This is a genomic window from Pseudomonas sp. YQ_6, from assembly GCF_043103245.1.
GTDB classification, from domain to species: domain Bacteria; phylum Pseudomonadota; class Gammaproteobacteria; order Pseudomonadales; family Pseudomonadaceae; genus Aquipseudomonas; species Aquipseudomonas alloputida.
On the sequence record NZ_JBICJR010000079.1, the window covers coordinates 1 to 12,553 of the forward strand.

Consider the following 12,553-nt stretch of genomic DNA (forward strand, 5'->3'; position numbering starts at 1 on the left):
TTCATTTGCGACGGTGGCGCATAGTCACCTTTCCGCCCTTACGGCGGGTCCCTTTTTGTCGTGGCAAAAAGGAACCAAAAACCGTCGGCTCCCATCATCCGGCCCCTGCGCTGCGCTCCGGGGTCCCCTCGCTCCGGGCTTGCTCCCGGGAGGACCGCGCTGCAGGCCCCATCCTGGGGCCCAGCGCTTGACGGGCATCCATGCCCGTCACCTCCCTTCGCAAGCCCTGCACTCGGCCTCCTGAAGTCGCAATCTGCGTCGCCTGAACTATCGCGCGCTTAGAAGCAAAAGCAGAAGCAGAAGCAGAACGACGTGCTGGCCTCAGCGTGGCTTCAAGTCGAGCCGCCGCAGGTGGCAGGTTACTTCTTCACGGTCGTGGTACAGCTGCTTGCAGGCAATCGACACCCTGATCTTGCGTGCCTTGAATGTTGCCTCCATACGGTCGAGCAGGCGCCGTACTTCGGCATAACGCTGCTTCATCGGCAACTTCAGATTGACCACCGCCTCGCGGCACAGCCCCTCACCCAGCCAGGTTTCAATCAGCGAGGTGGTACGCGCCGGCTTCTCGACGATATCGCACACCATCCAGTCTACCGGCTGCTTCGGCTGCCAGGTAAACCCATCGGCCATCAAGTGCTGGACCAGGCCGGTGTCCATCAGGCTTTCGGCCATCGGCCCGTTGTCGATGGCTGTCACCAGCATGCCGCGGCGCACCAGCTGGTAGGTCCAGCCACCCGGCGAGGCTCCCAGGTCGACGCCGGTCATGTCATCACCCAGGCGCTGCTCCCACTGCTCACGCGGAATGAACTGGTGCCAGGCCTCTTCCAGCTTGAGTGTCGAACGGCTAGGTGCCTCGCGAGGGAACTTCAGGCGCGGGATGCCCATGGGCCACAAGGCGCTGTTGCTGGCCGATGCAACGCCGACAAATACCCGGCGGCCGCTGATGAAGGTCAGCAGCAAGCGTGGGCGACCAGGGTCGTCTACCAAGCGGCCGGCCTTCTCCAGGGCCTTGCGCAACGGCACTTCGAACTTTCGGCAGAAGGTGGACAATTCCTTGCCTTCGTTGCTGTCCAGCACCTCTAGCCAAAGGCTGCCGAACACCGGGAAATCAGCCAACTGCGCCAGCAACACACTGATGCGGTCACTTTCCGGCAGTTCGACGTAACCGCCACGTGCCCACTGCCGCGGGAAAATCAGCTGGTTGAAACGCAGTTCCCCCATCAAGCGCTCGGCACCGCCCTCCTCGCTACAGACAAACTCGGCACTGGCACTTTGCGGCTTGCCTTTGGCATAGCCGGCAACACCCAGGCGGGCGGCATGTTCGCTGATTTCGGCGCAAACCTCGCCCTCGAAACCGGGCCGGCAATGCATGAACAGGGTATTCATCTCTCACTCCACTACGGCTGGCGCACCACAGGCGCCGGCAGGGCGGCGATGATAAAGGAAGTTCGGAACCTGCGACACGCCCCGCCGGTCCAGAAAAAGGTCAGGTAGCGTAAACCGGTCTAACCTGACCATTCAGCCAGGTCCGTGCCGTGCGGACCGATACAGAGCGGTGCTGCAGGCAAACCGTGAATATTTGCCGGGCACCGGTGCAGAAGGAGTTGGCAATGCCCTCGCTCGATAGCCTGAACACCCTCAAGCCCCTCAAGGTCGGCGACAAGACCTACCACTACTTCAGCCTCACCGAGGCCGCCCGCCAGCTGGGTGACCTGCAGCGCCTGCCCATGTCGCTGAAAGTGCTGCTGGAAAATCTGCTGCGCTGGGAGGATGGCGCGACCGTCACCGGAGAGGACTTACGCGCCATTGCCCAATGGCTTGGCGAACGGCGCTCCGACCGCGAGATCCAGTACCGCCCGGCGCGGGTGTTGATGCAGGACTTCACCGGCGTGCCCGCCGTGGTCGACCTGGCGGCCATGCGCGCCGCCATGGCCAAGGCTGGTGGCGACCCGCAGCGGATCAACCCGCTGTCACCGGTCGACCTGGTGATCGACCACTCGGTAATGGTCGACCGCTACGGCACGCCGCAAGCCTTCGCCGAAAACGTCGACATCGAGATGCAACGCAATGGTGAGCGCTATGCCTTTCTGCGTTGGGGCCAGAGCGCATTCGACAACTTCCGCGTGGTCCCGCCGGGCACCGGCATTTGCCACCAGGTCAACCTGGAATACCTGGGCCGCACGGTATGGACCCGTGAGGCTGATGGCCGCACCTATGCCTTCCCCGATACCTTGGTGGGCACAGACTCGCACACCACTATGATCAACGGTCTGGGCGTCCTCGGCTGGGGTGTCGGCGGCATCGAAGCGGAAGCGGCCATGCTCGGCCAGCCGGTATCGATGCTGATCCCCGAAGTGATCGGCTTCAAGCTGACCGGCAAGCTGCGAGAGGGCATCACTGCCACTGATCTGGTGCTGACCGTGACGCAGATGCTGCGCAAGAAAGGCGTGGTGGGCAAGTTCGTCGAATTCTACGGCGACGGCCTGGCCGAGCTGCCCCTGGCAGACCGCGCGACCATCGCCAACATGGCACCGGAATATGGCGCCACCTGTGGCTTCTTCCCGGTCGACCAGGTCACCCTGGACTATCTGCGCCTTTCGGGCCGCCCCGAAGCGACCGTAAGGCTGGTCGAGCAGTACTGCAAGGCGCAGGGCATGTGGCGCCTGCCCGGCCAGGAGCCGTCATTCAGCGACACGCTGGCACTGAACATGGACGAGGTCGAAGCCAGCCTGGCCGGGCCCAAACGGCCGCAGGACCGCGTAGCACTGGGCCAGGTCAGCCAGGCCTTCGACCACTTCATCGAGCTGCAGCCCAAACCGCTGGCCAAAGAGGTTGGCCGCCTGGAAAACGAAGGTGGCGGCGGCGTGGCGGTGGGCAACGCCGATCAGGCCGGCGAGATCGACTACAGCCATCAGGGCCAGACCCACACCCTGCGCGATGGCGCCGTGGTGATTGCCGCGATCACATCATGTACCAACACGTCCAACCCCAGCGTGATGATGGCTGCCGGGCTGGTGGCGAAAAAAGCCCTGGAAAAAGGCCTGCAACGCAAACCTTGGGTCAAGAGCTCGCTGGCGCCGGGCTCCAAGGTGGTCACTGACTACTTCAAGGCAGCCGGGCTCACGCCTTACCTCGACCAGCTTGGCTTCGATCTGGTCGGTTATGGCTGCACCACCTGCATCGGCAACTCCGGCCCGCTGGACGAGGCGATCGAAAAAGCCATTGGCAGCGCCGACCTCACCGTGGCCTCGGTGCTATCGGGCAACCGCAACTTCGAGGGCCGCGTGCACCCACTGGTCAAGACCAACTGGCTGGCCTCGCCCCCACTGGTGGTGGCCTACGCCTTGGCCGGTAGCGTGCGCCTGGACCTGACGCGCGACCCGCTGGGGTCAGACAAGGACGGCCAACCGGTCTACCTGCGGGATATCTGGCCGAGCCAAAAGGAAATTGCCGAGGCCGTGGCCAAGGTCGATACGGCGATGTTCCACAAGGAGTACGCCGAAGTGTTTGCCGGTGATGCGCAATGGCAGGCAATCGAGGTGCCACAGGCCGCCACTTACGTGTGGCAGGCTGACTCCACCTACATCCAGCACCCACCGTTCTTCGACGGCATCGGCGGGCCGCCGCCACAAATTGCCAATATTCACGGCGCACGGGTGCTGGCGCTGCTGGGCGACTCAGTGACCACCGACCACATTTCCCCCGCCGGCAACATCAAGACCGACAGCCCGGCCGGGCGCTACCTGCGGGAACAGGGTGTGGAGCCACGCGACTTCAACTCCTACGGTTCGCGGCGTGGCAACCACGAAGTGATGATGCGCGGCACCTTCGCCAACATCCGTATCCGCAACGAAATGCTGGCAGGCGAAGAAGGCGGCAACACCTTGCATGTGCCCACTGGCGAGAAGCTGTCGATCTACGACGCGGCCATGCGTTACCAGCAGGAAGGCACCCCGCTGCTGGTGATTGCCGGCCAGGAGTACGGCACCGGCTCGAGCCGCGACTGGGCAGCCAAGGGTACCAACCTGCTGGGGGTCAAGGCCGTGCTGGCAGAAAGCTTCGAGCGTATTCACCGCTCCAACCTGGTGGGCATGGGCGTGTTGCCGCTGCAATTCAAGGCTGGGCACAACCGCAAACAGCTGGGGCTGACCGGCAAGGAGCAGATCGATGTACTGGGGCTGGACGGCGCACATATCCACCCCGGCATGAGCCTGCCATTGCGCATCACCCGCGAGGATGGCCAACAGGAACAGATCGAGGTGCTATGCCGCATTGATACCCTGAACGAGGTGGAATACTTCAAGGCGGGGGGGATTCTGCATTATGTGTTGCGCCAGATGATCGCCGGTTGAGTCTGGCCGAAGATTCGTTCCGTTCTTGAAACCGAGCGCCGCGGGGGCGGCGCTCAATCTCTGCAATCCATGAATCAAATATCCATTCAATAAAACCAGCGGCTTGCCGATACCTGTCGAAAGCCCTGCGGACTATCACCCATGCGTAACAACCAGCCGATTACCCAGAGAGAACGGACTTTCCCTGCCCAGCAGCGGTTGATCTCCACTACCAACGCCAAGGGTGTGGTCACCTACTGCAACGATGCCTTTATCGAAATCAGTGGATTCACCCGCGAGGAGCTGACTGGCGCACCGCACAACCTGGTGCGCCACCCCGACGTACCGCCTGCCGTGTTTGCCCATATGTGGCAAACCCTCAAGCAGGGCCAGCCGTGGATGGGTATCGTCAAGAACCGCTGCAAGTCCGGCGACCATTACTGGGTCAACGCCTATGTCACCCCCATCTTCGATAACAACCAGGTTGTCGGCTTCGAGTCGGTGCGGGTCAAGCCCACCGCCGAGCAGATCCGCCGCGCCGAGGCCCTGTACCAGCGCATCAACCAGGGCAAGCCGCCGGTACCGCGCCGCGACAAGTGGCTGCCAGTGCTGCAGGACTGGCTACCGTTCATCTTGATCAGCCAGGTGGGCTTCCTGATCGGCAACTGGCTGGGTCATTCCTGGGGCTTTGCCTTGGCCGCAGGGCTTTCGGTACCACTGGGCCTGCTCGGCCTGAGCTGGCAGCAGCGCGGCCTCAAGCGCCTGCTGCGCCTGGCCGAGCAAACCACTTCCGACCCACTGATCGCGCAGATGTACACCGACAGCCGTGGCGTGCAGGCGCGCCTGGAAATGGCCATGCTCAGCCAGGACGCACGCATGAAAACCTGCCTGACGCGGCTACAAGACAGTGCCGAACACCTGAGCGACCAAGCACGCCAGTCCGATGCCTTGGCGCACAAGAGCTCTTCTGGGCTGGAGCGCCAGCGGGTGGAGACCGAGCAAGTCGCCGCCGCAGTAAACCAGATGGCCGCCACCACTCAGGAAGTGGCCAACCATGTACAGCGCACCGCCGATGCCACCCAGGAAGCCAACCGGCTGACCAGCCAGGGCCGGCAGATTGCCGGAGAAACCCGCGAGGCCATCGAGCGCCTGTCGGCGGCAGTGGGCGAGACCGGCCAGACGGTTACGCAACTGGCCAAAGACAGCGACGAGATTGGTGGCGTGGTCGACGTGATCAAGGGCATCGCCGACCAGACCAACCTGCTGGCGCTTAACGCAGCCATTGAAGCGGCGCGCGCAGGTGAAATGGGCCGTGGCTTTGCAGTGGTGGCTGATGAAGTGCGTCAGTTGGCCCAGCGCACCGCCGAATCCACCGGGCAGATCCACGGCCTGATCGCCAAACTGCAACAGACCGCCAGCAACGCAGTGCTGACCATGGAAACCGGCCACCGCCAGGCACAGGAAGGCGTCGATCGGGTAATGCAGGCCGACGAGGCGCTGGTAGGCATCAGCGAAGCGGTGGCCAATATCACCGACATGGCCACCCAGATTGCAGCTGCAACCGAGGAGCAGACCGCAGTGGCTGACGAGATCAGCCGCAACATCAGCACCATTGCCGAACTGGCCGACCAGACCGCGGAACAGGCGCAGCACTCGGCACTGCTGAGCGAAGAACTGACCAGCACGGCGGGCAGCCAGTATTCGCTGGTAGAGCGCTTCAACCGCTGAAGCTCGCGACTTGGCCCTCCACCGCGGTGGAGGGCACCGGCTCTGCCGGTGTTCGCGGGCAAGCCCGCTCCTACAACGGAATGTGCCGAATCACCTACGCGTAGGAGCGGGTTTACCCGCGAATACGGTAGCGGCGGCGACGGTGAACGGCGGGTGGAGATTGGCCAGCAGGCCCGGCCCTTTCCCGGGTAAGTTCGCTTGCGGTGTTACCAGTCCAACCGCAAGCGGCTCTCGAAGTAGCGCTCTTCGCCACTCAGCGGGTCCTCGAAACGCAGGCTCTGCGCCAACAGTTTCAGCGGCCGCTGGTAGTCATCCTCTTCGTTGAGCAATTGCGGATAGAACGGGTCATTGCTGATCCCTGCCCCCAAAGCCGCCATGTGCACACGCAACTGATGGGTCTTGCCGGTCACTGGCGACAGCCCATAGCGCCATCGCTCACCGTTCTTCTCCAGCACCTCGGCCAGGGTTTCACTGTTGGCCTCCCCCTCCACTTCATGCATGCGGAAAAATGGCTCGCCATGCACCAGGCGGCTTTTGTGCACCAGCGGAAAGGCATGCTGTGGCATGGCAGCGGCAATGGCTTGGTAACGCTTGTCGATACGCCGCTCGGGGAACAGCCGCTGGTAGGCGCTGCGGCTGTGCGGGTTGGCGGAAAACAGCACAAGCCCGGCGGTGTGCCGGTCAATGCGGTGCAACGGCACCAGGTGCGGGTTGTCCAGGCGCCGGATCAGGCGGCGCAACAAGGTCTGCTCGACGTATTCACCGGTCGGCGTCACCGGCAGGAAATGCGGTTTATCGGCCACCACCAGGTGCTCGTCCACATGCAGCACCACCTCCTGCACCGGGATCGGCCGTTCGTTCGGCACTTCGCGGAAATAATGCAAACGCATGCCACGCTTGTAAGGCAGGTCGGCGGCAACTGCCTGCCCCTCGGCATCCAGCACCCGGCCACGGGCGAAGCGGTCAAGCCACTGGGCGCGGTCGATGGCCTTGAAATGATCACACAAGCAATCGAGCACAGTCACCCAGTTACCAGGTGGCAGGCACACCGTACTGGCTTGCTGGCGGGCGGGGTCGAAAGGCGTGGTCATGGCTGGACTCGAGACGTTCATGGCCGCGCATTATCGCCCAAGCCCGCCCCCTCAACCAGCCTGGGCCATCGCCTCGCAGCGATCCTTCAGCCAGCGCAGTACTTGCACCGGCTCCCAGCGGCCAGGGTCGTAGAGTGCATAGAGCAACCCCTCATAGCCCACCACATCCAGCCCTCGGTGGTAACCGGCCCGCTGGAACAAAGCCTCGATCTCGGCGAAGCAGGTATTGAAGTGGACTTTGCCGAACGGCGTGCAGTCGCCGGTCACCAGGCCTTCGAGGCGCAGTTCCAGAACGGCGTCAGCCACCCGGTCCACGGGCATGCGGTTGACGCTGTACTTGAGTTGCTCGACATTGAGCATGGCTTCACCTCGATACTGTATTTATATACAGCATACGAACATCCCCTTGCTGCCGTCAATGCGCTTCATTGCAGCCCCGCCAGGTAGCCGCTGCCTTTGCGCACGGTCAGCACCTGCCTACGCGGCGTGCCGCGCGTCACCGACAGATGCACCCATTTGTCGAACTCCAGGATAAGCTGATCGAAGGGCACCGCACTTTCGCTGATTCGCCGGACGGTCTCGCGCGGGCTGACCTCGATCACCGTGAAGTCCGCCGCCAGCCCTTGCACGTGCTGGCTATCGGAGGCGCCACCGATCAACCGATTGACCCTTTCACTGCGATACCCACTGCTGATGATGATGGGCGCGTCGAACAATGCACGTACCTGTTCCAGCGCACCACACAGTAATTGCAGGTTGGCCCTGGCTTCGAGGGGCGGTGCATTATCGAACCCGTCGCGGGCGGCGAGCTGGGAAACGGTCATTTCATCGAGGGTGAAATGTGGAGTGATCAACATGGCGAGCTATTCCGATGATGGAGAAGGTTACCGGCGACGGTGCGCCTCCACCGGATCATCAGCTCGCTTCACAGATCATGGAGCAGGGTTGCAACTCCTCTGCAGCCATCATTGCCCAAGAAAGGCCACCACTTGTTCGGTATCGAACGGCCAGTGCAACTCGGCGCCGTTGTCACAGCGCCGCAGCACCGGAATGATCAGGCCATAACGCTCGAACAAAGGCTCGCTCTCGGCGATGTCGACCAGCTCTACCAGCAGGCCATGATCGACGAGAGGCATCAACACAGCCTCGGCCACTTCGCAGAGGTGGCAGCCGAGGGTGCCGAACAGTTGACATTCAGGCAGCATGTGGCAGGTCCCGGGTTGGCATACACAGAAGCCTATTCTAGGCGCGCCACGCCCACCCTGCACCTGACCAGGCTCAATCCTGGCTGGTAGCACCGATCCGGTGCAGCGACAGGTCCGCCCCCTGGAACTCCTGCTCATGGCTCAAGCGCAGGCCATGCAACGCACGAATGGCTCCGTACACGGCAAAGCCACCGGCCAAGGCCACCAGCACGCCCATCAGGCTGCCCAGCAGTTGGCTGACCAGGCTGACACCCCCCAAGCCACCCAACGCCACCTGGCCGAACACGCCACAGGCAATGCCACCCCACACGCCACACAGACCATGCAACGGCCACACACCCAGGACGTCGTCGATTTTCCAGCGATTTTGCGCAGCGGTGAAGGTCCAGACAAACAGAGCCCCCGCCACCAGGCCGGTGGCGAGCGCACCCACCGGGTGCATCAGATCGGAACCTGCGCAAATCGCCACCAGCCCGGCCAGCGGGCCGTTATGCAGGAAGCCCGGGTCGTTGCGCCCGGCCAGCAACGCTGAAAGGGTGCCACCCACCATGGCCATCAACGAGTTGATCGCCACCAGGCCGCTGGCGCCCTGCAAAGTCTGCGCACTCATGACGTTGAAGCCGAACCAGCCGATGATGAGGATCCACGAACCCAACGCCAGAAAGGGAATGCTCGACGGCGCAAACGCCACCAATCGCCCATCGCGGTAACGCCCACGGCGCGCCCCCAGCAGCATTACCGCGGCCAGCGCCAGCCAGCCCCCCATGGCGTGTACCACCACAGACCCGGCAAAGTCGTGGAACGGTGCGCCGAAGCGTGCCTGCAGCCAGGCCTGCACGCCCAGGTTGCCGTTCCACACCACCCCCTCGAAGAACGGATAGACGAACGCCACGATCAACGCCGTAGCACACAACTGCGGCACGAACCGCGCCCGCTCGGCAATGCCCCCGGAGATGATCGCCGGAATCGCCGCCGCGAAGGTCAGCAGGAAGAAGCACTTGACCAGCGCATAGCCATGGTCGACAGCCAGCGTTGTCGCCGGCTGGAAGAAGTTGACCCCATAGGCGATCCAGTAGCCTATAAAGAAGTAGACCAGCGCCGAGATGGCGAAGTCGCTGAGGATCTTCGACAAGGCGTTGACCTGGTTCTTGTGGCGCACCGTGCCCACTTCAAGGAACGCGAAGCCGGCATGCATGGCCAGCACCAGAATGGCGCCCATGAGAATGAACAGGGTGTTGGAACCGTGGACCAGAGAGTCCATAGCGCTGTGCATGTTTTCCATGAAATAGGCAGACCTGCTGAAAAAGGCACCAGGACAGTTCAAGAACCTGCATCCCTGCACCGAATCGGTGCCAGCCACTACCCTGTTCAGGTGAGCGGGGTGAAGCCTGCGTGGTTTTTTCTTGGGTTTGTCGTGGATTGGGTTAAGGTTTATCGGTATCCGCTGCGCGGGCGCTCTGAATTGGCGCAAAACCTGTCAGGGGCGCTCCGCAACGTGGCAAAAACTTAGCAAGGCCCGTACCAGCAGCCGCACTTGAACCTTCCATGCGTGCTGTCACTCGAACTACCAACACTCATCGACAGGGAGAGACCCATGGCCAGCAAATCGGCAAAGAATGCACAAGAGATATTGATGGCTGACTTCCAGGCCTTGGTGCGAGACACCGAGAAGCTGCTGGCCGACACCGCCAACCTGGCCGGCGACCAGGCCGACGAATTGCGCGAGCAGATTCACGAGCGCCTGGCCCAGGCCCGCGAAACCCTGCAACTGACCCAGGACTCGGTACGTGAACGCGGTCAGGCAGCGCTTGGCAGCGCCGAGCAGTACGTGCAGGAAAACCCGTGGCGCGCAATCGGCATCGCAGCCGGCGTCGGCCTGTTGATCGGTCTGCTGGCCAACCGGCGCTAAGGGGAACCCATGGAGAATGACGCCAACGGCGCTGGCGCTTCGGGCAAGCGCCTGGGCGCGGCCATGCTGGGGCTGCTGCACAGTCACATCGAACTGTTCGGTATCGAGTTGCAGGAGCAGAAAGGCCGTACCTTGAGCCTGCTGCTGTTCGCCGGCCTGGCGCTGGTGTTCGCCCTGCTGCTGTTGACCGCGCTGTCCGGGCTGCTGCTGGTGCTGCTGTGGGACAGCTATCGACTGGCCGGTATCATTGGCCTGTGCGTGTTCTATGGCATTGCTGCACTGTACTGCGGCGTGCGCCTGAAGGCGGCGGTGTTCGACGAATCATCGCCCTTCGGCGCCACCCTCGACGAACTTGCCAAGGACAGGGAGCGCCTGTTGCCATGAGCCTGCCAGAACTGCCAAACACGCGTAACCCGCGCGAACTGCGCAAGGCGCTGCTGCGCCTGCGCATGGAAATGCACCGCCAGGAAATCCGTCATGAGTCCGGTCAGTTGCTTGAACCGCTGCGCCGCGTGCGCGGTATGGGCAGCTCGCTACATGAAGGCCTGGGTATCAAGCATGCGCCACTGTGGGGCATCGGTGCCGTGGTGGCGCTGGGCTTTCTCACCGGCAAGGGCGTACGCAGCGGCAACCTGACGCGCCTGGTACGGTTGGGCAGCACCCTGCTGCCGCTGGTACGCCTCTACCTGCAGGGCAGCCGCCGCCCCTGACCAGGGTTCGCCCCGGCAGAAGCAGCCTTGTGCTGCGAAGAGGCCCGTTCGATCAATACGAATGCATCGTAGGGCTGACCTCTTCTTCGCAGCACAATGCGCTTCCTGCAGGGTATGCTGCTGCCTTCGAACGACAGGAGACCGCGCCTTGGACTGGCACACCTTGCTTACCCGCGAACGGCTGGGCAAAGCCCTGTACAGCGCCGATGAACTCGGGCGCAGCCCCTTCCACAAAGACCATGACCGCATCATTTTCTCCGGTGCCTTCCGCCGCCTCGGCCGCAAGACCCAGGTGCACCCGGTGTCGAGCAACGACCATATCCATACGCGCCTGACTCATTCGCTGGAAGTCAGCTGCGTCGGCCGCTCGTTGGGGATGCGCGTCGGCGAGACCCTGCGCGACAACCTGCCGGACTGGTGCGCCCCCAGTGACCTGGGGATGATCGTGCAGTCTGCCTGCCTGGCCCACGACATCGGCAACCCGCCATTCGGCCACTCCGGCGAAGACGCCATTCGCCACTGGTTCCAGCAGGCGGCCGGGCGTGGCTGGCTGGACGACATGAGCGATGACGAACGGGCCGACTTTCTCAACTTCGAAGGCAATGCCCAGGGCTTTCGTGTGCTCACCCAACTGGAATACCACCAGTTCGATGGGGGGACCCGGCTGACCTATGCCACCCTCGGCACCTACCTCAAGTACCCGTGGAGCGCCCGCCACGCCGACGCCCTGGGCTACAAGAAGCACAAGTTCGGCAGCTATCAGAGCGAACTGCCCCTGCTCGAACAGATCGCCCGCAAACTCGGCCTGCCGCAGCTGGAACACCAGCGCTGGGCGCGCCATCCGCTGGTGTATCTAATGGAGGCTGCCGATGACATCTGCTACGCGCTGATCGACCTGGAAGACGGCCTGGAAATGGAGCTGCTGCAATACGCAGAAGTCGAGGCACTGTTGCTCGACCTGGTCGGCGAAGACCTGCCAGAAACCTACCGCCAGCTCGGTCCACGCGATTCTCGTCGGCGCAAACTGGCCATCCTGCGCGGCAAGGCCATCGAACACCTGACCAACGCCGCCGCCCACGCATTCGTCGAGCAGCAGCAGGCGTTGCTGGCCGGGCAACTGCCGGGCGACCTGGTGGAACACATGCATGGCCCAGCCAAACGCTGCGTACTGCAAGCCAAGGACATGGCACGCAACAAGATCTTCCAGGACAAGCGCAAGACCCTGCACGAAATCGGCGCCTACACCACCCTGGAGATTCTGCTGAACACGTTCTGCGGTGCGGCCCTCGAGCAGCACGGTGGACGTACGCCATCGTTCAAGAGTCGCAGGGTGCTGGACCTGATCGGCAACAATGCGCCAGACCCGCATGCCTCGTTGCACAGCGCCTTCCTGCGCATGATCGACTTCATCGCCGGCATGACCGACAGCTATGCCAGCGAAATGGCCCGGGAGATGACCGGGCGTTCCAGCCCGACCTGAAACGCGTCGGTGCAGCGCAGGTTCGGCCAGGCGCTGCACCACGCTTGCAGGAAACTTCCTACACCAACGGGGGCCACACTAAACGGCATGAATAAAAAC

General features: G+C 63.0%; 12 protein-coding genes. 6 read left to right on the plus strand and 6 right to left on the minus strand.

Annotated elements, in window-relative coordinates:
- Positions 1 to 321 precede the first annotated feature (321 nt).
- Complete coding sequence (gene rlmM, locus ACF8FG_RS25885; RefSeq protein WP_004577178.1) at positions 322 to 1,386, minus strand: 23S rRNA (cytidine(2498)-2'-O)-methyltransferase RlmM; 1,065 nt, start codon at positions 1,384 to 1,386, stop codon at positions 322 to 324.
- A gap of 224 nt (positions 1,387 to 1,610) precedes the next feature.
- Here rlmM and acnA point away from each other — a divergent pair, with 224 nt between their 5' ends.
- Together acnA and ACF8FG_RS25895 are read left to right on the plus strand one after the other, a co-directional pair.
- On the plus strand, positions 1,611 to 4,352 hold the full coding sequence (gene acnA / locus ACF8FG_RS25890; protein WP_014591798.1) for an aconitate hydratase AcnA: 2,742 nt from the start codon (positions 1,611 to 1,613) through the stop codon (positions 4,350 to 4,352).
- Positions 4,353 to 4,493: 141 nt separating this feature from the next.
- Positions 4,494 to 6,059: a PAS domain-containing methyl-accepting chemotaxis protein gene (locus tag ACF8FG_RS25895; protein WP_014591799.1), complete on the plus strand. Its 1,566-nt coding sequence runs from the start codon at positions 4,494 to 4,496 to the stop codon at positions 6,057 to 6,059.
- Positions 6,060 to 6,265: 206 nt separating this feature from the next.
- Here the strand turns inward: ACF8FG_RS25895 and ACF8FG_RS25900 are convergent, their stop codons facing one another.
- From ACF8FG_RS25900 to ACF8FG_RS25920, 5 genes are all read right to left on the minus strand, one after another.
- Positions 6,266 to 7,150 (minus strand): pseudouridine synthase, encoded by an 885-nt coding sequence (locus ACF8FG_RS25900; protein WP_014591800.1) that lies wholly within the window; start codon positions 7,148 to 7,150, stop codon positions 6,266 to 6,268.
- Between the two features lie 51 nt (positions 7,151 to 7,201).
- Positions 7,202 to 7,510 carry a hypothetical protein gene (locus ACF8FG_RS25905; protein ID WP_014591801.1) on the minus strand — a complete coding sequence of 103 codons (309 nt, stop codon included), beginning with the start codon at positions 7,508 to 7,510 and terminating at the stop codon, positions 7,202 to 7,204.
- A gap of 65 nt (positions 7,511 to 7,575) precedes the next feature.
- Positions 7,576 to 8,007, minus strand: coding sequence for a D-Ala-D-Ala carboxypeptidase family metallohydrolase (locus tag ACF8FG_RS25910; RefSeq protein ID WP_019437379.1), 432 nt, complete (start codon positions 8,005 to 8,007; stop codon positions 7,576 to 7,578).
- A gap of 108 nt (positions 8,008 to 8,115) precedes the next feature.
- Positions 8,116 to 8,355, minus strand: a complete 240-nt coding sequence (locus ACF8FG_RS25915; RefSeq protein WP_010953106.1) for a glutaredoxin family protein — start codon at positions 8,353 to 8,355, stop codon at positions 8,116 to 8,118.
- Positions 8,356 to 8,428: 73 nt separating this feature from the next.
- Positions 8,429 to 9,637: an ammonium transporter gene (locus ACF8FG_RS25920; RefSeq protein WP_019437378.1), complete on the minus strand. Its 1,209-nt coding sequence runs from the start codon at positions 9,635 to 9,637 to the stop codon at positions 8,429 to 8,431.
- 312 nt (positions 9,638 to 9,949) lie between these two features.
- On the opposite strand from ACF8FG_RS25920, the gene ACF8FG_RS25925 reads away from it, so the two are divergent.
- The 4 genes from ACF8FG_RS25925 (at position 9,950) to ACF8FG_RS25940 (ending at position 12,454) form a co-directional block, all read left to right on the plus strand.
- Positions 9,950 to 10,264: a YqjD family protein gene (locus ACF8FG_RS25925; RefSeq protein ID WP_010953104.1), complete on the plus strand. Its 315-nt coding sequence runs from the start codon at positions 9,950 to 9,952 to the stop codon at positions 10,262 to 10,264.
- A 9-nt stretch (positions 10,265 to 10,273) separates the two neighbouring features.
- Complete coding sequence (locus ACF8FG_RS25930; protein WP_003248706.1) at positions 10,274 to 10,648, plus strand: phage holin family protein; 375 nt, start codon at positions 10,274 to 10,276, stop codon at positions 10,646 to 10,648.
- Positions 10,645 to 10,974 (plus strand): hypothetical protein, encoded by a 330-nt coding sequence (locus ACF8FG_RS25935; protein WP_014591805.1) that lies wholly within the window; start codon positions 10,645 to 10,647, stop codon positions 10,972 to 10,974. Before ACF8FG_RS25930 ends, ACF8FG_RS25935 begins: the two co-directional genes overlap by 4 nt.
- Before the next feature lie 148 nt (positions 10,975 to 11,122).
- Positions 11,123 to 12,454: a deoxyguanosinetriphosphate triphosphohydrolase gene (locus ACF8FG_RS25940; RefSeq protein WP_014753953.1), complete on the plus strand. Its 1,332-nt coding sequence runs from the start codon at positions 11,123 to 11,125 to the stop codon at positions 12,452 to 12,454.
- Positions 12,455 to 12,553: the final 99 nt, after the last annotated feature.

Excerpts from the sequence above, each read along its gene's own strand:
- rlmM (WP_004577178.1), bottom strand. The coding sequence starts at position 1,386 with ATGAATACCCTGTTCATGCATTGCCGGCCCGGTTTCGAGGGCGAGGTT.
- acnA (WP_014591798.1), top strand. The coding sequence starts at position 1,611 with ATGCCCTCGCTCGATAGCCTGAACACCCTCAAGCCCCTCAAGGTCGGC.
- ACF8FG_RS25895 (WP_014591799.1), top strand. The coding sequence starts at position 4,494 with ATGCGTAACAACCAGCCGATTACCCAGAGAGAACGGACTTTCCCTGCC.
- ACF8FG_RS25900 (WP_014591800.1), bottom strand. The coding sequence starts at position 7,150 with ATGACCACGCCTTTCGACCCCGCCCGCCAGCAAGCCAGTACGGTGTGC.
- ACF8FG_RS25905 (WP_014591801.1), bottom strand. The coding sequence starts at position 7,510 with ATGCTCAATGTCGAGCAACTCAAGTACAGCGTCAACCGCATGCCCGTG.
- ACF8FG_RS25910 (WP_019437379.1), bottom strand. The coding sequence starts at position 8,007 with ATGTTGATCACTCCACATTTCACCCTCGATGAAATGACCGTTTCCCAG.
- ACF8FG_RS25915 (WP_010953106.1), bottom strand. The coding sequence starts at position 8,355 with ATGCTGCCTGAATGTCAACTGTTCGGCACCCTCGGCTGCCACCTCTGC.
- ACF8FG_RS25920 (WP_019437378.1), bottom strand. The coding sequence starts at position 9,637 with ATGGAAAACATGCACAGCGCTATGGACTCTCTGGTCCACGGTTCCAAC.
- ACF8FG_RS25925 (WP_010953104.1), top strand. The coding sequence starts at position 9,950 with ATGGCCAGCAAATCGGCAAAGAATGCACAAGAGATATTGATGGCTGAC.
- ACF8FG_RS25930 (WP_003248706.1), top strand. The coding sequence starts at position 10,274 with ATGGAGAATGACGCCAACGGCGCTGGCGCTTCGGGCAAGCGCCTGGGC.
- ACF8FG_RS25935 (WP_014591805.1), top strand. The coding sequence starts at position 10,645 with ATGAGCCTGCCAGAACTGCCAAACACGCGTAACCCGCGCGAACTGCGC.